Origin of the sequence: Arthrobacter sp. Leaf337, assembly GCF_001423745.1 — a bacterium.
GTDB lineage: Bacteria > Actinomycetota > Actinomycetes > Actinomycetales > Micrococcaceae > Arthrobacter.
The window spans coordinates 125,920-143,665 of sequence record NZ_LMPC01000028.1; the positions used below are offsets into that span (position 1 = coordinate 125,920).

Sequence of the window (17,746 nt, forward strand, 5' to 3'; positions counted from 1 at the left end):
CTCCTGGGGTGCGCCAGCTTCCAGAGCAATGGTGAGGTAGACGGCCTGAGTCCCTGGCGCCGACGACTTCTGACATCGGACGGTCCCGCTTACAAAAGTTTCTTCAAGCCCATGGAACAGAATGGAGGGCATGCGTCGTAGTAAGGGCATGAAGAGCATCAATGACCCGAGTGAGGGAACCGTGACAGACAGCCCGGAGCTACACACATCCGATTTGGACGACCTAGATAGATCCGGCTTTTTGGTCCCGGCCGCAGAGACGTCGCCTGAGTTGTACCCATACATGTCGAACATGTCGGCCGGGTTCATGTTCCAGGCCGTGCTGGTCTCTCTTTCCCCAAAGCCGACGGAGTACGTCACGCTGAGGATGGCGCAAGGGTTGGCAGAGAACACCATGATGAAGCAACTGGCGGTGGCCAAGTGGAACATGATGTGGGAGGCAGGACACTACCGCCGGCGGATCTTCGACGAGGACGAACTCCCCGAAGACATGCGGAGGATTGCGAACATCGGCGACGTCAACGTGATGTTCGTGCCGAGGACGCGATCTCGGTATTACGAGTACGCACCCCTGCTTCATCTGCTGCGGCGTTCCACACTTGAGCGGTTCGGTCTTCCGTTTGTGCGAGCCGGTCAATGGCCGTTCGTGATGGACTCGACGGGTCCGGATCGATTTTTGCCGCCTGATTTCGAGCAGCGACTCGCTAGCGCCTGGTCTTGGGAAATCTGGCGCCGTCTCGTGCCAGGATCCCCCCTCAGCGCTTTCTCCAAGGACGAACCTGTCCGCATGCTGTCGCACAACCTCGATTTTTGGCTTCCCCCGGTTACGGAGGTTATCCGGACCATCCTTGGTGACTTCCCCGAGGTAGATAAGGGGGTTGCACCCGAAAGGATACGTCTTGAGGACGGCAGCTTCCTGGACGGGGCGGTGAAGGGTAACCCGCGTCAGGGTGGTCCTATCTGGATCGGAGAAGAAGATGCAGCGGAGGCCCTCGATTGGTCCATCGAGGCCGCCGATAAGACGGGCAATCTGCGTAGCATCCTCGATGCCGTGCGCTCGAATCGGGTTGAAGACGATTTCTCCGACCGCTGGTCCTTCGCGAGGGAGGACTTCGAACGCAAGCTGTACCGTAAGCGGTCCAAGATTAGAGTGCGGTTCGTCGAGCTCAAAGACACCATTCCTGTGCAGGGCCCCGAGAGCGAGATCATCGGCCAGCTCGTCACGAACGACTTTCTGACCCTGCTCGACGGCCCGAACCGCCAGATCGTCGTACTGCTAAACAGCGGAGTCACGAGCCAGTCCGAGATAGCCCAAATACTCGGGTACGCAAACCACAGCGCTGTCTCAAAGAGGCTCAAGCAAATACAGAAGAAGGCCGCTAACTACTTCGACGACCTCTAGAACGGTGCCGCCAACTTTGGAAACTGAACTCCGACGAACCCGGAAATCCGAAGGCCCGGACGGATTTCCTGGGCGCCTCACTGATCCCAACCAAAATCCACCAACAATTCCCCACGTCGGTCGAGAGCGGCCGTCCGGGGAAACCCCAGCCGGCTCCTGCCCTCCCCGCACCCCTCCCTATACGGTTCTCGCATCGGTATCGCACTCGTCTCGTCATGGATATCGTCACGTGACTCGCATACTGGCACCTATCTGCGTTCATTCGCATCTCGACACTCGTGTGCAACGCGCACACCAACCCTGTAGCTTGTTCCCATGACCACCGACCCAAACATCACCGTCGGAGAGGTCTTCGATCCCTTCGACGGGATCGAAGACCTGCCCACGATCACCTCCGAAGCCACCCGTATCGAACTCCTTAACGCTGCACGGCGTGGCTTTGTCCGCATCCGCAAGGACTTCGTCCAGCAGGAATCTGTCCCCCGCGGCGACACAGTGCTGGCAAAGCTCGTAAGTGGGCACAAGGAACGCGCACTCGACGCGCTGCTGACCATTCATGCCCTTCAGCCAATTCTGGGCGACTCGCCCCTGCCCCTCGCAGTCTGGGCCCGCCTCCTCAACTGCACCCCACGCTCTGCCGGGGCAGCATTGAGGGTCTTGGAATCTCTGGATGTCCTGGAGCTCTCAGGCACCCGGGTCGTACCGAAAATTATCCTCAAACGCGAAAACGGGGACGGTAGGCCATGGTCCGACGTCGCTGAAAGTGAGCGGCACGGGCGGGGTTTCTTCACCATCCCCTTCGATTTCTGGACCGCCGGCACCATCGACTCGCTGGGAATGCCCGGAAAGGCCATGTTCCTCATCCTGCTGAAGGAAACTCAGGACCCCAACGCCAAGCGGCGGTCGTTCATCATGGCCAACGAGCGCGCCCAGGATTGGTACGGCATCAGCGAACGCACAGCAGAACGCGGGTACAAGCAACTGAGAGAGGCGGGCATCCTCTTGGAGAAGCGGCAGCTAGTTCCTTCCGCGCGCCACCCACTCGGACGCAGCGAAGAGTGGCACCGCGCCCTCAGTCACCCATACAGCAGCGACCACCGTGAGGCTTTGCGTCTCCTGGCACAGAATGCCGCCCAGGGAATCAACACCACCTCGACCACGAAGGACCCAGCATGACCGATGATGACCACCCGCAGCCCTGGACCGTAGAAACGTGGGAGGACGGCAATGGTCGCAGCCCATTTGGAAAGTGGTACCTAAAGCTGCATGAGTACGACCAGGCGATTGTCGACGCGACCATCGAGCATGTGTTGCAACCGCTGGGCATGGACATCTGTGAAACCGAATGGGGCAAGTCCCTCGGCGAAGGACTCTACGAACTTCGTATTCGCGCGTCACTGAACGCAATCCTCAATCGGGGCATAAGCGGAGAGGAGCAGGTCTCCGTTCCCGGAGGCGACAAAACTGTCCTCCTCAGGATCTTCTGCACCTTCCACGGACAACGGATCGTCTTGCTATTCCAAGGCTATGACAAGGGCAAGGACGCCTCCGACAAAAGGCAACAGAGTGAGATCAAGAGGGCACGAAAGCACCTGAAAACGTGGAAGAAGGAGAAGTAGGTCCCCTTTGACACCGATATGTGTTAAAGCACATACTGGTGTCTGAAGTTAATCCAAGGAGACACCATGCCGAGCCGCAACTATAGCGATATCGCAAAGAAGGCCCGCGCGAAGTGGAGCCCACGGGCCCATGAAATTGCCGCCCGGCTGGGCGAACAACTCGACGCAGAAGTTACCGACCAAATCACCCTTGGCCGTGACCTCGCGGCTGCTCGTCTTGCAGCGCACCTGACACAGCCACAACTTGCCGCCACTTCAGGCATCCAGCAGGCAGACATAAGTCGCATTGAGCGCGGGCTAGGCAATCCCACCCGAGACACGCTCCTTAAACTTGCGGGGGCCCTCGATACGCGCCTGACGTTTGCTCCGCGACACCACAGCACCACGTCGCAGGGATAAGCTCCCAAAAGCAACCACCATCAGTTCCGCGCGGACGCGACGACGCCCAAACGCGGACGAGCCGGCATCTCAAGACATCTCCCCCCACGAGAACGCTGGGTGTCTCATTTCCTTGGAACCGGGACAGCACAAAGTGGAACACTCTCCAGCGGCTCGAGTTGCAGCTGGATGCCGCGTAATCTGACTGTCCCGCCTGTTGTTCCAAAAACCGCGCAAATTCACCCGTCACAGCGACAACTTTCGCCACGAAGGACTTTCCAGCGATCTTCGCCATTCAGGAACACCTACACCGTGTTGCTCTCGCGGGGTGCGAGGCCAACTGACGGTTGGTGCACGGGACTTCGAACAAAACGACGGTTTGTGCAGATGGCGTCGAGCGGTTCCGTGTCAGGAGTCGCCTGCACCAGTCCCGTACTTCCTCGGGAGCCAGTGCAGACGATTTCTGAAACTGACACCAGTCTGACCGAATTCCCGAGGGGTCCCTGGCGTCAGTTTTGGGTATGCCCATACCGGACAGTCAAACAGAGTTCCTGAGCTACAGCTGAGCGGGTCAATCTCATTCAAGAGCACTGACGGCCTAATCCGGGACCACCTCCAATGGCCTGTGGACTCATGGTCATCCACTGATCCATCTGAACCCGCAACCCTGAACAGTGAAGCCGGAGGCTGTTGCGGGGATGTAGATGGTGAACTGGGGCGCGATATTGATGAAGTTGTTCTCCAAGATGTTCCCCTGCGCGTCCGAGATTTCCCAGTAGCAGTCCTCGACTTTCTCACCCTGTGACTGCCAAGTTCCCGGTTGGACGCTCTTGCCGACAAGGTACTTCCCGGAATAGACAAGCTTGCCGTTGGCTCGGTCAGATTCCAGGGCGACGCCTGCGGCGGCACTTGCTTCAAGTTCCGCTCGCTTGGGATGGTCCGGGCACAGGGTCAAGGCAACTGAAATCTCCTTGGCCTGTGCGCTACTGACCTGTCCGGTAAAGTAATGGTCGGCCGTTTTCGCGCAAAGCGAATACAGGTACTTCGCTCCATCCACCGACGTGGCTCCGGAGGCGTCCGAGGCCGTTTTCTCCGCGGGTGAAGGGTTACCGGCGGTCCTCTCTGCTGTACACATATCGAAAGGTTGTGCCCACGCACTTCTGAAGTTTGTGAATTCCGTTCTGCTTCCGGATGCGACGGTGCAACTGATTCGGTAGGACATGCCGGTTGGTGTGGGCATGGGAGTTACACTCGGCCCCGAGGTCATACTGCTCGCCGTCGGCTTACTCGGTGTTGGTGACGGCGACTCCCTTTTCGGTCCTGGCACGAGTATCAGTTGCACTTGTGAACCGAGTTTCACATGCTCACCGCCCCTGGGATCTGTGGCATCCACCTTCCAACTGCCAATGTCTTTGACATACTTGGATTTGCCCTCAACGACGTGCTCGAAGCTGACTCCTGCGGCTTCCAGGCGTTCCATCGCTTCGCTAAGAGGCAAACCGGCGACTTCAGGGACTTCACGCCCGCTCGTGTCCGCTGCCCCCGAATTTCCCGGGCCGCATGCCGTCAACGCGAAGAATAAAATCAGGACCAGCGCGGCAGGCTTCGCTTTCGCACGGTGAACGGCAGACCAGCGCAATCTTTCCGGAAGTGCACCAGAAGGTAAGGCGGCATCAGGCTTTTTCATTACTTCCCCCATCGGACGATGCTTATGCCGTGATGCTACTGCTCCGGCGTAAAAGGCGCCTCCTCCAAACTCAAACGTGAGTACCGGGCAGTCGTGCCGACGCGCCGGAAGCACCGCTGAAATGCGGATCGCGGGGGTCCATCCGAGGCTACATTCAGTTCATGGGTGTGCGGCGGAAGCTTTTTCGAGGCGGTCTGAGACTTGATGACCGAAGAATGTCTTGGGTTTACAGCGCTCCGCCTCTCGTGGTCGGAGCGGTCTGTTTTGGGCTGTGGGGTGCTCCCGACGGGGATGCAAAGGCGCAGGCTTACCTGCTCTTAGGACTTGCACTGGTTTCGATGATGTTTTGCTGGCGTTGGGCGTTCAAGCTCGCCAGATCGGGTGCGTCTACGGCCGACTACGTCAAAGGAACAACCACTTCCAGGATGATGGTTTGGTTCTGGGCGGTTTTCGGTGGCCTTGCTTTGGCATCCCCGGCGGCCGGAGTCGGTGTGGATGTGTGGTTACCGCTGTGGGCACCACCGCTGTTCACGTTCGCAGGAATCGGTTCTGTCCTTCTCACGGCTGGTCCTGCCTATAAGGAATACAAAGAAGTTATTCACACTGACGCACCACAACTGGATCCGCTAGGCGGGCTGGAGCCACGTCAGCCTGCCATGCACGCGCTGACCAGATTTACTAGGGCTCGGCCGGCCTTGGCTGCCGCACTTGTCTTAGCTGCCGCCGTGCCGAGCTGGCTGCTCGGAAGGGAGCGCGGTAGGCGGTCCCATCTGGATGGGTGAGTGGGCGTGAGCTGCCTAGGGCCAGACAGCGGGCTGTTCTATGTCCAAACTCTGAAAAAGCTATGCCCGGTGCCCTGTCTGTCTCGTCGTCAGCGTGTTTGCTGAACCATAGCAAGGCTTCAGCAAGCGGTGCCCAGAGATAGCACTGGCTGACACGGGACAGGTACCAAGCTGCGCGCTGTTGAAGCTCAGCTTCGCTCCAAGCGTGTCTCTTCCTGATCCAGCCAGGACCGAATGGGCAGATGCCGTACGGAAGGTCCCCGAACCCGCCCGTACTTTCAAAGGTGACTAACTGGTGCGTTCGCTCTCCACGAGCAATCGCCAAGGCGCCCACTGCAGACCCCTCCGGTTGCGGCAATAACCTTGTCTTTCTCGGCCATGCAAGTACTGCCCCTGAGGCAACTCAACTGATGACACAGAAAAACGCGATCCCAGATCCGGTCATTTGGGTGAGGTCCCGTTCGATACCTCTGGGGTTCTGCAGACGTTTGTCCGGGTCGTAAACATAAGCAACAACGGCTTCGCAGTTTGGGTGGGCTGGGTAGCGCCCCGCGTCAACAAGAAGCTCCTCACCTAGCTTTTTGGCGCTCATGGTTTCCCGAGTCATCTTGGTTTCGACGACTACCCCGACCTCGGGCAGTACGAAGTCGACTCTCGAGTTCGCTCCTCCCCTCGACGGGGTGTAATCCTCGGGCCTGACATCGTCGAATAGCGTCCGGAGCAATGCTTCTACGAGGACCTGTAGCTCTCTCTCGTCCTTTATAGCCTCTCCGATTGGCCAGTCCGGGCGGCGCTGTTGCAAAACATGGATAAAGTCAGGGAGGCGTCTCAGAACTTTTGCAAGATCTGCTGCCACAAGGGCAGCTGGTGATTCCTCTGGTTCGGCGTCGGCTAAGAGACTTCGCTGCTTCTCCAACCGGGTGCGCACATTGGTGAAGGGGTACTGCCAGCGGCCCAGTGGAAATGATCCATCAGCTGCCTTTAGTAATGACTCTGTCCGAGGTTCACTTAGGAATCGATCGATCCCGTTCTTAAGAATCCCGCCGTCTCGTAGCTCATCGAACTTTTTCCTGGCATCAGGGGGTAGGACGCGCCCGGCACGGCTGTGCCAAGCTCGGTAGTCCGCCCGGACGGAAGTAATATCCCTAGGTTGGGGCGTTTCTCCTTCCTGAAGTAACGCCATGCGCTCTTCAAACTCCTCCGATTCGGTGATCAGTTGAGAGATGTTTGAGGCCTTGGGCGCGGGGATAAAAGTCATGACTCGAGAGTAGAACACCTCGTCTTGGGAGGAGGCGGAACTGACTTACGCAACGTTCTGAACTAGGGCCTGGGACCCCGGCGCCAGCTTGCCTGTTCGCGGCCCGAGAGCCCTAGTCAGGGTGGACATGCTCACGCTGAGAGTCTCAGCGGTCTCCTGCAGTTTCTTTCCCTGACGCCGCAGATCTTTGGCCGCCGCAAGTTTCGTCGCCATCATCGCCGGCGGACGTCCGCCGAGGCGTCCCCTGGCTTTCGCGGCCACTAACCCTGCCCTCGTGCGTTCGGACAACCGGTTCGTACTCCGCCAGAGACGCGAACATGTCGAAGATCAGCTTCCCGTACGCGCTGGTCGTGTCCAGCCAGGGTTCCGCCAGCGACCGGAAGCCTATCCCCCTGCGCCCGAGTACTGTCACGATGTCGGAAAGGTCCGCAGTGCTTCCCCCTAGCCTGGTCAGGTCGGTCACCACCAAGATGTTGCCCGGTTGAAGGTGTTCCAGACAGTCTTGCCACCGCACCCGAACACGTCAAAAACCCTCTTTCCCGCGTTCAGGCCGGCGTTGATACCGGCAACGGGTTCTGACCAAAAATATCGGGCCAAAGCGTCATTTTTCGGCAACGATTCCGGCAAGTGGATATGACCAGTCAAAAATGGTCGTTACTGACAGACGCTTTGATGCGTTTAGACCAGGCGTCCGCTATCCCCCGGCGGCCTGGGCCGACCTAACTCGGTGTATTCGGGCGTGGGCTTTGGTATTTCGTCGAGGACGAAGGCCTTGTATCCCCACGAGGACGAAGGCCTTGTATCCCCAAGCCAGGAGCTGGGCGAGGTGTCCGTTGTGGACCTGTCCCGAGCTGGGAATGCTGGGGTGAGCCACCTGCCTTAGTCGCGCACGCAAGCCTTCATTCCGGCTGTCATGCTTGCATGCTGGCTTTCTTGCCTGCATTCAAGGTTTCATGCTTGCAGGCAGACATACATGCAAGGCTTCTTCGCAGGCGACCCGCAGTCCGCACCTTACTTTGAGCATGCATTCCAGCATGAATGCATTCTTGCATGCATTCATGCTTTCAGTCATGCAGGCAGACATACATGCAAGGCTTCTTCGCTGGCGACCGCACATCTTACTTTGAGCATGCATTCCAGCATGAATGCATGCTTGCATGCATTCATGCTTTCAGTCATGCAGGCAGACATACATGCAAGGTTTCTTCGCAGGCGACCCCGCAGTTTGAGCATGCATTCCAGCATGCATGAATGCATGCATGCTGGAATGCATGCTTTCAGCCATGCAGACTTGCATACAAGTAGGCACTTTTCACGGGCCGCCCCCGCAGCGCACACATTCAGTAACCAAGGAACCGATCCCGGGCACGGCTGACAAAAACCAAGAATGTGTGCGTCAACCCATGAACAGCGGGAGATTTGAACCCATTTCTTGCATGCATACTTTCTTTCTTGCATGCATCCATGAAAGCTGGCATTCATGCCAGCTTGATCACAACAGGGAAGTGGTCGGCGTGGCTAGTTGTAACGCACATATGTGTCCGGGAAGCTTGCATGCATGCAAACAATCATGGTTTACAGTGAGTCCGGCGGTGCCACGAAAACAACGACCGCAGTGTCCCTGGCGGCTGTCACGGCCGATTCAGGACGCAAAGTTGTACTGGTCGACCTCGATCCGCGGGCCGCGGCGAGCAAGTGGCTCGGTGTCGAGCCTAAAGAGGACGGCCTCCACGTCGGCGCCATCCTTGGCGACTCGGATCCGGAAGGCTGGGCCCAGGACCTCGCCGTGGAGTCTAACTGGTTCCCGAACCTGAGGGTCGTTCCCTCAGCCCGCAGCGTCTCGAACCGCGAAGCAGACCGCGCCGACCACGCTGAACTGCGCCTGCGCACCTCACTCATCGGAATTGACGCCGATGTTGTCATCATCGACTGCCCGAACCGCCAGGGCGGCCCGCTGACCCTCTCGGCGCTGAACGCCGCCGACACAATCGTGTACGCCGCGGGCGCCACCGTCGACGGGGTCGACGGTGTAGCCGGCGCCCGCAAGAGCGTCCAGCAGTTCCGGATGTCCCGTCAGCGCATCGGAGCTCCGGACAACTTGCACGAAGCCGGCATCGTCGTCGGTGCCGTCGCCTCAACGGTCATGTCCCGCATTGCAGTGGCCAGCATCGAAGAACTCCGCGAGACCGGAATGCTGCTCACCCCCTTGGTCCCACACCGGACCATCGTCCAAGAGATGCGCATGACGCAGGAATGGTATGGGGAGTACCGCAAGGGCCAGCCCGTCGTGGACGCCTACAACAAACTGATGAAGGAGATCATCCGATGAGCGAAGACCTGAAGGACCGCCCGGCAGTCCTGCGCCGTACACCGCGGCCGGCCCCTGACGAGAAGGTCGACCCTGTCGACTATTCGCCGGCAGTTGTGGCAGCAGCACCAGTAAAGACTGATGGTCAGGCCCCGGCAGGCGGGGGAGTGGAGACAGCCACTCCTCCTGCCGCGCCGGCGCTCGGCCACAAACCCCTCCAGGCCTTCGTGGCCGACGAGCCCGTTGTACAGACTGCCGCACCGGTCGCCCCTGCACCGGCTCCGGCGCGCCAGTCTTCAAAGTCCACTAAGGCGTCCAAGACGGTCGCGAACCGGAAGACTACGCGCCGTGAGGTGACGTTTCCGCTGAGCACACGCTTGTCCCAGGAAGTCATCGACGTGCTGTACGCGGCCGCGGAGGACGAGGGCATCTCGGTCCGTGAAGCGATCGAGCAGGCTATCAAGTCCCGCTGGGGCCAGAACTAGAGGAGAGGCCGGGGCTGCTTTGCCTGCACGCTTGCATGCATGAAGGCATGCAAGTAGCCCCGCCTCAACCCCTACCCGGCCTTGGTGAACGCCATATCCACGAGGGCCCACTCGTCCGGCGGGCCCTCGAACGTCTCCCAGGGATAGTCCTCACCGGGGGAGAGGAGCTCCGCGACGGTGTTGACGTTCTTGGACAGCCATTCCTTCCAGAGGATCCGTTCGATCCGGTAGCGCTGTAGCTGCGCCGCAACGGCTTCCAGGACGCCGAAGTGCTCGGCGAGGTCCTTCAGCGACGTCGTGGCCACCACTGACCAGGCCCGTGTGGTGTCCCGGGCGATCATGTTCCATGCTGCCATCACCTCGAGCGCTTCACTGACTGCCGTCCGGGACAGCTTGGTCACCTTCACTATTTCCGCGGTCGTCAGGGCAGGGCAGTGCTCCAATGCCTCATAGATAAAGGCCGCCGGTAGGCCAAGTTCCCTGAATACAGGCCGAAGTGCGTGGATTTTCCCCTTCCGCCAGGTCAGGTCTTCGGCTGCGGTCTTCACATCCTCCGGCACGGTCAGCATGTAGAGGTCTCCCTTGGTGCCGCGGCCCCGTTCAACAAGGGTCACCAGCGGGTCCTTTTCGCTACGTAGTGTCCTCAGATGGGATCCCACAGTCGTATGGTCGAGGCCTGTAGCCACTGCGATGGACCGGTCGCCGAATTCAATGAATCGGGACGCCGTCATGTGGGCTGCCTCCGCCAGAGCCCTCAGCACCATCCTTCGCGCCAGCCCTGTCCTGGACTCCGTGTAGGTGTGCTCTCTCAGACGAAGTGCATTGCGCCAGGTTCGAATGAACCGATGTTCCGCATCGGGGTTCGATGAGGTTGGATTCCCCTTTAACCCCTGCGGCTGTGTATTTGGCTGGCTTGTGGGGGATATACGAGCATTGTTCTTTTCGATCTTGGATCCGGGGTTTTTGCTCAGGTACGTGACCGCTTCCAGCCAGTCCCTTCGCAGTGCCGGGGCCCGGTGGCGGGAGGCGTAGCGGGCATAGAAGGAAGCGAGACCCGGCCAGGTCCCCTGCATCATCCGGCGTTCCACTTCGATGAGCTCCATGCCGCAGGCGGCCGCCCCGGTGAGGATGGCCTGGCGGGCATCCGAGTCGGAGGCGTACCGGTTCGTGTCGTAGAGCCCCGTCTGAGCCATGAGCTGCATGGTCCGGGACATCCGCCCCGTCCGCTGCTGGATCCGGGGCGTTTCGGCAGTGGCCGGTGTAAACGTGCCTTCAAGACGGAGTGCTCTAACCGCGGCGATCTCCCCTGCCAGATCGGTCGTCATAGCTGCCCAGATTGAGGCCGAGTTGGGCCGGCGGGCAACGTCATAGGCCATGGACAACGACATGGCGAGTTCCTGGTGGCCGCCGCGCTTGTGCGGGGATCCGGGTGTGCGCATGCAGCCGTGAAGAAGGTTCTGGTGCGGGGTCTTATCGAGGCTCCGGTACCGCGTGCCCAGAGCCTCGACAAGATCACGCGCGTCAGAGAATGTGACCCGTTGCTCCAGCGGGATATAGACATGCCGGCCGCCGTTGGGGGAGTAGTCCTCAATCCAGCGGGCACCCACCGCGTGCAGCCAGTTCTGGACTGCTCGGACGTCGGCTTCAACCCAGTCGACGCCAGCGACAGAAGAGTCGAAGTCGAGGAATATCGCCGCGCAGGTGCCGTCCTTGCCGAAGATCCGGACGGCCGCTGGGAATGTGGGCAACGCCTCAGTCAGGACCCGCTCGTGCTTCTGCGGGTACGTCCTGCCGGCATCCCTGGAGAGCCGAACCCGGGGCTGACCTGCGAGAATAGGTGCCAGGGCAGCCCATACCTGAGCGGGACTGTGTTTGGGGAATGCCCCGCGAGACACGCCAGCGCGGTTTGTTGCTGGCAGCACGGGGGAGTGCTGTTGTACGATGATGCTGTTCCTGTCAGAGGGAATGAGTAAAGGCCGGTCCGCCAAGACCGGTTGCAACACAAAGGAAGCCCTGTGAAGGACTTTCCGCGATTTACGATCTGTCAGCCGGCAAGCATTCCGGATCGTGAATCTTCAGCTTCGAAGGCCCGCCTCGTGCGGGCCTTCCTCTTTTAAGAGGCTAAGCGGCCAAGAGGCAACTCCTCCTGTTGTACAAGCGCGTGAATATTGGTGTTGGCGAGGCGTTCATCGACCAAATCGGACAGCCAGTCACTGACGTACTGGTAGCCCTCCGCTTTTGCCAGAACATCCATGGCGTCTGCCTTGGGTGTAGCGATGCGGAATCCGACGAATTTGCGGTCGCCTTTGGAGCGTCGGCCACTACGAGTTGCTGGAGCCATCATCCCTGTCCTTTGAACGCAGTGGCCGGGGCCACCGTTACTTCAATAGATTTGGTCGGACCAACGTGGAAGGTCCTAAGGGTGGAACTACTTCGGTTCCGTTCCTCTTGAAAATGAAGCTATCACCGCCATGCCGTGAGCCCCTGTATTGAAACTGAAACACCTTCGGCGTGTTGAAACAGAAACATGTTTACCTAAGCTGGCGCTGCTCCGGAGCTTCGCGCAGCCTTTCGTCTACCTGGGGGTCACATTCCCATGACGTGATAGCCGCCATCGACGTGGACGATCTCGCCAGTGGTGGCGGGGAACCAGTCGGAGAGCAATGCCACAACCGCTTTGGCGACGGGCTGGAGATCAGTCCTGTCCCAACCCAATGGCGCTCGGTTTTCCCACACACCGTCGGCACTTTCAATGCCGTCGATAGCAGCCACTGTGAAGTTGTCCAGGGGCCCGCACGCCACCAGGTTCGTGCGGATCTTTCGTCCGCCGAGGTGGTAAGCGAGGTACCTGTTGGTGGATTCGTAGGTAGCTTTGGCCACCCCGGCCCAGCCATAAATGGGCCACACCGGTGTTCCGTCGAGTGTGACACCTACGATGCTGGCCTCGTCATTCAATATAGGCATGCAGGCCTTGGTGACGGCTTGGAGCGAAGCCCCCGAGACTTGAAGACTCGTGGAGAGGTCGTCCCAGTCCGCTGTCATGAAGCCGGCGCCGACGGCTTCTGGTTTGCTGGCAGAGATGCAGTGAATGATGCCATCCAGACTTTCCGTATGCTCCAGAATCCTGGTGTGCAGGGAGTCCAGGTCTTCTTGGCTAGTGGCGTCGAGCTCCAGAACGGGGCCAGATGTGGGGAGTCGCTGAACGATCTTTTGCGTGATCTTTGAGCGGCGCCCGAAGCCTGTAAAGATCAGCGTTGCACCCTCTCGCTGTGCGAGTTCGGCAGCTGCATAGGCGATGCTGCGCTCGGTGAAAATGCCGGTGACTAGAATCGTCTTTCCATCCAGAATTCCCAATTCATGCTCCCTGATTGGTGGGGACGAGGCTGGTCATGAGGTAGCGGCTTTGACCGTCGGTAGAGCCGATCGGCGCAATCGAGATGGCGAATTCCTGCCATGTTTCATTTGTGGTTCTGAGCCGCACAGTGGCCGATGATTCAGGCCCTATTCGTCCTGCAGCGGCGGCGGCGAGGTGATGCTCGAAGGTGAACTTGTCGTCAGGGTGGGCCAATGCGGCCAGGTTTCCTTCGAAATCTGGGATGAGCCCGAAGTCGGCCCATCGGTTGGACGTCCGGAACGTCACTTCCTGTTGCATGTCGACGGCGGCGAAGGCTCGATCGGCTGCCAAGGCAAAGAGTGCCTCAGTCACGAGTCCGGCCGTGACTGGCGAGAGACCCGGCGTCACCAGTTTCGTGGGGGAGTCCACTTCCCGACTGAATCCGCGGAGCATGATTGCCTCGGGATAGTCGGAGTCGTCGTAGGCTCTGGCGGACATGGCGATCTGCTTCTTACGAGGATTAGGGCTTCCGTAGCCGTAGACGATCTCATAGGAAAGCAGGTGCCTGCTGCGGTTGTTTACGGAGATGCCGCTGTCTATCACAAGTTTGATGGTGTCTCGGTCCTTGGTGGAAACAAGCTTGGCCAACCATTCACCGGCGGGTCCGCGCTTGCTTTCAACGGTCGCGGGGTCGATCCCGTAAATCTTGAAGAGATTCGCGTCCCACAGAGATGAGTCGTCGCCCACGTTCTTGCCGGTTTGTTTGCATACCCGCCACTGCCACGTGCCAATAACAGGTGCGTCCGGGATCGGGTGCCCGGGATGATCAAAGATTCCGTAGGCACCTACAACCTGTTTGCCGTCGGGTGACACTATCGGTTTGGCGACTACAGCAAACTCGGCAGACGCGTATCGGACAATGCCGTCGAACGCTTCTGCTGAGGCTATGGCTGCCCGCAGTTTGTCGAGCAGTACGGTCCTGGTGCGTGCGTCCAGCCAGTTCCTCGGGCTGATGCCGGGATGGTTTTCCGTGCCGACGACCAGGAGTGATACCCCTTCCTGCGTTGTATCCAGAACGACCCAGCGTCCTTTTGCATCGATCTCTTGCTTAGACATGGGGTGCCTTTCGCTCGCGCTTGCATGTGGCTTGTGTTGTTGAAGGCGTCAAGGGGTCACCGAATAAAGAGCTCAGGTGAACGCCTAGGTGGACTTGCCCGTCAATGGTTCTCAGGATTCCTGCGGCTTCCAGCTTGGAAAGTTCATGAGTAACCACGGAGAGGCATAGCTCTAGACCTTCGGCGATCTCCTCTGGCCGCTGCGGAACCTGGAGGAGGTTCAACGCGCGGAGGATTCGGAGGGATGGGGTAGAGGCTGCGGCGCATACGGCATTTAGTGCATCGGTGTGCATGACTTTGGGCCCTAACAAATTGAGGGTTGGAAGCCAGCACACCACTGTCCAGCAGCACACTTGAGGTATAGGAGATATGGGCCCGAAAGCTCGCCGGACCACTTTGGACACTACCTGTAGAGTGCAAACGTGGGCAAGTTTATGGTTGAGTCGCCAGTCGTATTTGTAATTGGAGCATCGCGGGGGATTGGCAAAGCAACTGCCAGGCGTTTCTTGGAAGAGGGCTATGTTGTGGCCGGCACCCACCGCGGAAGCGGTGTAGAAGACGGTGTACACGGAATCGAATGCGACGTGACGGATACACCTGCGTTGAAGGCGGCCTTCAAAGAAATTGCGACGACCTTCGGACGCCTCGACACAGTGGTCTATAACGCGGGAGTAGCTCGTCAAGATCTTCTCATTCGGATGCGTGACGAAGACTTGCGGTCAGTTATGGAAACGAACCTTTTCGGGGCTTTTGCCAGTGTCCAGGAATCGTTGAAATACATGGGACGAGCCCGTTCTGGGTCCATTGTGCTGATCTCCTCTGAATCATCTCGGACTGGGATTCCCGGTTCTGCTCACTACACATCGTCGAAAGCTGCACTCGATGGTCTGGTGCGCTCTGCAATGTGGGAGGCAGGCCCTCGTGGCATCCGGATCAATGTGGTCGCCCCCGGCCCCACGAAGACAGACATGTTGGCCAAGGTCGAAGAGGCTGACATGAAAAAGCTCATTGAAAGTTCGCCCCTGAGGCGGATAGCGGAACCGGATGAAATCGCAGACGCCATCTACAAGGTGAGCACGTTGACGTACCTGACCGGCGCCCTCATTCCTGTGACGGGCGGCGAGGGCCTAGGTTACTAGCCCTCCCGCGGATCTTGGCCGGGAAGAGGCTTCAAAAGGTCAATGCCAAGGAAGTCGTAAAGCGCCTTTGCCATTCGGTTGTACCTGTCTGTGTTGACTTCCCACCTCGTCGACCGGCCGACGCGTTCACCGCGAGGGGGGTCTCCTATCAGGATTCCAAGATCTTCAAGCTGATCAAGATTTCTGCCAACCAAACTGCTGTCCAGTGACAACTGCTTGATCAGTGTCGCCCGCAGTGTCGGTCCCTGCGTGTAAAGATATCCAACGATGGCCAGACGGGCCGGCGTGCTGATAACCCGCTGAGCCAAGAGGAGATCCTCCGACCAGTTCTCCTCGGGAAGGGCATATTTAGGCACGCTCCCCATTTTGCCCCTAATCAGCGCCGTTTTCATATTTGCATCACATTCATCAGTTCTTACACTAACCCCATGAGAGCTTTTAATACTCTCTTCGATTCGTTTAATGCACTCATCATGCTACATTTTAAGCAATGATGAAGGCATTAAGCGACTTCTTCAGCCCTCGTGCACCTAGTTGCAGCCGTTCGCTGGCTGGCTCGTGGGCCCGGAAACGTCTCCTGGGAGTGAACAAGTGACTGCCCGACGGGTAATGGCTGGTACAGCAGCCGCAGCTCTGCTCGCTGTGGGGCTCATTACCGTCGTACTTGATGAAGGCGACACCGCGCAGGCAGCTTCGTCGTGCACCGCACCCTCCAGTACCGGCGCTGGACCTACGCCGGCTGCGGGAGTGGCCGGCTTCGATTTCGAACAGATAAAAAACGCTCGGGCAATCATGGACGCTGCCAAGGCGCTAGGGCTCCCGGTGGCGGCTCAGCTGATCGGAATCCAAGCAGCGACTGGTGAGTCCACGCTGCGCGTTGCTGACTTCGGCGACGGGGCAGGGCCGGATTCACGTGGGTTGTTCCAGCAGCGTTCCAACGGCGCGTGGGGATCGTATGCGGACCGTATGGACCCCACCATTTCGGCGACGAACTTTTTCAAGGCCCTGCAGAAAGTGGAGCGCTGGGAAACCCTCGAACCGACGATTGCGATCCACCGGACTCAGCGGAACGCGGACCCGAACCACTACACGAAGTTCCGCGCCCAGGCCACGGAGGTCTTCAAGGCCCTGGGTGGGGAGTCCGCTTCTGCGGTGGACCCGTCCGGCGTTTGCCCGGCCGCGGGCAACCAGGTTGTCGGAGACTTGGCCGGCAGGTGGGTCAAGCCCATGGAAGGGGCGTTCAACAGCAGCGGTTACGGTCCACGCCCGGCCCCATCTGGCACTGCTGGGGGAGTGCTGGCGAACTTCCACTACGGCATCGACTTCGTGCACCCCGGGGGGCCGGGAACGATCGTGGCCATCACGGACATGAAGATCGTCAAGGTTCGCAACCTCGACGGCCTCTTTGGTACCGGCGTGACCGGTCAGACCGTGGACGGCAAGCTCACGATCGGCATGTACCACATGGAAGCTGGCTCGGTGAAGGTCAAAGAAGGCGACACCGTTGCCGCCGGAACCCCACTGGGCACGGAAGGGGCAACAGGCAATGTCACCGGCCGCCACCTTCACATGGAGTTCTTCGCCGGCGCCCTGCCAAACCCCATGGTCCCGATTAATCCCACGACCGACCCGACCCCGATCCTGAAAGAGAAAGGCATTCTCTGATGCGCAAGCACATTGCCCTCGCAGCCGCACTTGCCGCCGCGCTTTCCCTGAGTGCCTGCGCCGGAAACGTGGGCACCGAACCGGCAGCTGGTTCCACCCCAACGGTGAACTCCGGACAGGCCGGCCAGGAGAGTCACCACGCCGAGGACGGGCACGAGCACGGCGGGGATGAACACTACGGAGTCCCTGAAGTGACGTGGGACCCGGCAGCGGAGAAAGCGGTGAAGGACACCGCTGCCAAGGTCATGGGACTGTTCGCCCGCCCCGATGTTTCGGAGACGACCTGGTTCGCCGAGCTGGCCCCGCACCTCGCACCTGAGTACGCCGACGATGCGAAGTACATCGACCCGGCCCGTGTTCCGATCCGGAAAGTCACGGACGGTCCGGCGATCAGCAGGGACGCCGGCAACCCGCTGACGATCACCGCAACGTTCTCCACCGATGCGGGCAGGTGGCAGATGCTCCTGCACCGTTCCGGCCAGCAGCAGCCGTGGCTGGTGACGGCCATTTCCCCGCAAGACCCGACTTCATGAAACCAACGACCGAACCTGAAACGAGCGAGAGGAACACTCCG

General features: G+C 59.5%; 17 protein-coding genes. 9 read left to right on the forward strand and 8 right to left on the reverse strand.

Going from position 1 to position 17,746, the window contains the following annotated elements:
* Positions 1–148 precede the first annotated feature (148 nt).
* From ASF98_RS19375 to ASF98_RS19390, 4 genes are all read left to right on the forward strand, one after another.
* Positions 149–1,402 (forward strand): hypothetical protein, encoded by a 1,254-nt coding sequence (locus ASF98_RS19375; RefSeq protein ID WP_055805640.1) that lies wholly within the window; start codon positions 149–151, stop codon positions 1,400–1,402.
* A 315-nt stretch (positions 1,403–1,717) separates the two neighbouring features.
* Positions 1,718–2,578, forward strand: coding sequence for a hypothetical protein (locus ASF98_RS19380; RefSeq protein WP_055805450.1), 861 nt, complete (start codon positions 1,718–1,720; stop codon positions 2,576–2,578).
* Complete coding sequence (locus ASF98_RS24570) at positions 2,575–3,021, forward strand: hypothetical protein (protein ID WP_200939410.1); 447 nt, start codon at positions 2,575–2,577, stop codon at positions 3,019–3,021. Before ASF98_RS19380 ends, ASF98_RS24570 begins: the two co-directional genes overlap by 4 nt.
* Before the next feature lie 66 nt (positions 3,022–3,087).
* A complete protein-coding gene (locus ASF98_RS19390; protein ID WP_055805453.1) occupies positions 3,088–3,420 on the forward strand; it encodes a helix-turn-helix domain-containing protein in 333 nt (110 codons plus the stop codon).
* A gap of 616 nt (positions 3,421–4,036) precedes the next feature.
* Here the strand turns inward: ASF98_RS19390 and ASF98_RS23865 are convergent.
* The 3 genes from ASF98_RS23865 to ASF98_RS19405 form a co-directional block, all read right to left on the reverse strand.
* Positions 4,037–5,086: a PASTA domain-containing protein gene (locus ASF98_RS23865; protein ID WP_162242343.1), complete on the reverse strand. Its 1,050-nt coding sequence runs from the start codon at positions 5,084–5,086 to the stop codon at positions 4,037–4,039.
* A 1,185-nt stretch (positions 5,087–6,271) separates the two neighbouring features.
* Positions 6,272–7,126, reverse strand: a complete 855-nt coding sequence (locus ASF98_RS24300; RefSeq protein ID WP_156372478.1) for a hypothetical protein — start codon at positions 7,124–7,126, stop codon at positions 6,272–6,274.
* A 145-nt stretch (positions 7,127–7,271) separates the two neighbouring features.
* Positions 7,272–7,640 carry a recombinase family protein gene (locus tag ASF98_RS19405; RefSeq protein WP_326950738.1) on the reverse strand — a complete coding sequence of 123 codons (369 nt, stop codon included), beginning with the start codon at positions 7,638–7,640 and terminating at the stop codon, positions 7,272–7,274.
* A 1,044-nt stretch (positions 7,641–8,684) separates the two neighbouring features.
* On the opposite strand from ASF98_RS19405, the gene ASF98_RS19410 reads away from it, so the two are divergent.
* Positions 8,685–9,455 carry a ParA family protein gene (locus tag ASF98_RS19410; RefSeq protein ID WP_055805463.1) on the forward strand — a complete coding sequence of 257 codons (771 nt, stop codon included), beginning with the start codon at positions 8,685–8,687 and terminating at the stop codon, positions 9,453–9,455.
* A complete protein-coding gene (locus tag ASF98_RS19415) occupies positions 9,452–9,919 on the forward strand; it encodes a hypothetical protein (protein WP_055805465.1) in 468 nt (155 codons plus the stop codon). Before ASF98_RS19410 ends, ASF98_RS19415 begins: the two co-directional genes overlap by 4 nt.
* A gap of 71 nt (positions 9,920–9,990) precedes the next feature.
* Here ASF98_RS19415 and ASF98_RS19420 read toward each other — a convergent pair whose 3' ends face one another.
* From ASF98_RS19420 to ASF98_RS19430, 4 genes are all read right to left on the reverse strand, one after another.
* Positions 9,991–11,841 carry a hypothetical protein gene (locus tag ASF98_RS19420; RefSeq protein ID WP_055805643.1) on the reverse strand — a complete coding sequence of 617 codons (1,851 nt, stop codon included), beginning with the start codon at positions 11,839–11,841 and terminating at the stop codon, positions 9,991–9,993.
* Between the two features lie 191 nt (positions 11,842–12,032).
* Complete coding sequence (locus ASF98_RS23870) at positions 12,033–12,260, reverse strand: hypothetical protein (RefSeq protein WP_082506963.1); 228 nt, start codon at positions 12,258–12,260, stop codon at positions 12,033–12,035.
* Positions 12,261–12,505: 245 nt separating this feature from the next.
* Complete coding sequence (gene fabI / locus ASF98_RS19425) at positions 12,506–13,273, reverse strand: enoyl-ACP reductase FabI (RefSeq protein ID WP_055805468.1); 768 nt, start codon at positions 13,271–13,273, stop codon at positions 12,506–12,508.
* Between the two features lies 1 nt (position 13,274).
* Entirely contained in the window at positions 13,275–14,369 is a 1,095-nt protein-coding gene (locus tag ASF98_RS19430; protein WP_055805470.1) for a hypothetical protein, read from the reverse strand.
* Positions 14,370–14,790: 421 nt separating this feature from the next.
* Between ASF98_RS19430 and ASF98_RS19435 the strand changes: the two genes are divergently transcribed.
* Complete coding sequence (locus tag ASF98_RS19435; RefSeq protein WP_082506958.1) at positions 14,791–15,507, forward strand: SDR family NAD(P)-dependent oxidoreductase; 717 nt, start codon at positions 14,791–14,793, stop codon at positions 15,505–15,507.
* Here ASF98_RS19435 and ASF98_RS19440 read toward each other — a convergent pair.
* Positions 15,504–15,872, reverse strand: coding sequence for a helix-turn-helix domain-containing protein (locus ASF98_RS19440; RefSeq protein WP_235506091.1), 369 nt, complete (start codon positions 15,870–15,872; stop codon positions 15,504–15,506). The genes ASF98_RS19435 and ASF98_RS19440 overlap by 4 nt on opposite strands.
* A 244-nt stretch (positions 15,873–16,116) precedes the next feature.
* On the opposite strand from ASF98_RS19440, the gene ASF98_RS19445 reads away from it, so the two are divergent.
* Positions 16,117–17,172, forward strand: coding sequence for a M23 family metallopeptidase (locus ASF98_RS19445; protein ID WP_055805479.1), 1,056 nt, complete (start codon positions 16,117–16,119; stop codon positions 17,170–17,172).
* Positions 17,172–17,705 carry a hypothetical protein gene (locus tag ASF98_RS19450; protein WP_055805483.1) on the forward strand — a complete coding sequence of 178 codons (534 nt, stop codon included), beginning with the start codon at positions 17,172–17,174 and terminating at the stop codon, positions 17,703–17,705. The genes ASF98_RS19445 and ASF98_RS19450 overlap by 1 nt, the downstream gene beginning before the upstream one ends.
* The last annotated feature ends 41 nt before the right edge of the window (positions 17,706–17,746 follow it).

Excerpts from the sequence above, each read along its gene's own strand:
- ASF98_RS23870 (WP_082506963.1), bottom strand. The coding sequence starts at position 12,260 with ATGGCTCCAGCAACTCGTAGTGGCCGACGCTCCAAAGGCGACCGCAAA.
- ASF98_RS19450 (WP_055805483.1), top strand. The coding sequence starts at position 17,172 with ATGCGCAAGCACATTGCCCTCGCAGCCGCACTTGCCGCCGCGCTTTCC.
- ASF98_RS19410 (WP_055805463.1), top strand. The coding sequence starts at position 8,685 with ATGCAAACAATCATGGTTTACAGTGAGTCCGGCGGTGCCACGAAAACA.
- ASF98_RS19415 (WP_055805465.1), top strand. The coding sequence starts at position 9,452 with ATGAGCGAAGACCTGAAGGACCGCCCGGCAGTCCTGCGCCGTACACCG.
- ASF98_RS23865 (WP_162242343.1), bottom strand. The coding sequence starts at position 5,086 with ATGAAAAAGCCTGATGCCGCCTTACCTTCTGGTGCACTTCCGGAAAGA.
- ASF98_RS24570 (WP_200939410.1), top strand. The coding sequence starts at position 2,575 with ATGACCGATGATGACCACCCGCAGCCCTGGACCGTAGAAACGTGGGAG.
- ASF98_RS19380 (WP_055805450.1), top strand. The coding sequence starts at position 1,718 with ATGACCACCGACCCAAACATCACCGTCGGAGAGGTCTTCGATCCCTTC.
- ASF98_RS19440 (WP_235506091.1), bottom strand. The coding sequence starts at position 15,872 with ATGGGGAGCGTGCCTAAATATGCCCTTCCCGAGGAGAACTGGTCGGAG.
- ASF98_RS24300 (WP_156372478.1), bottom strand. The coding sequence starts at position 7,126 with ATGACTTTTATCCCCGCGCCCAAGGCCTCAAACATCTCTCAACTGATC.
- ASF98_RS19390 (WP_055805453.1), top strand. The coding sequence starts at position 3,088 with ATGCCGAGCCGCAACTATAGCGATATCGCAAAGAAGGCCCGCGCGAAG.
- ASF98_RS19430 (WP_055805470.1), bottom strand. The coding sequence starts at position 14,369 with ATGTCTAAGCAAGAGATCGATGCAAAAGGACGCTGGGTCGTTCTGGAT.
- ASF98_RS19445 (WP_055805479.1), top strand. The coding sequence starts at position 16,117 with ATGGCTGGTACAGCAGCCGCAGCTCTGCTCGCTGTGGGGCTCATTACC.
- ASF98_RS19375 (WP_055805640.1), top strand. The coding sequence starts at position 149 with ATGAAGAGCATCAATGACCCGAGTGAGGGAACCGTGACAGACAGCCCG.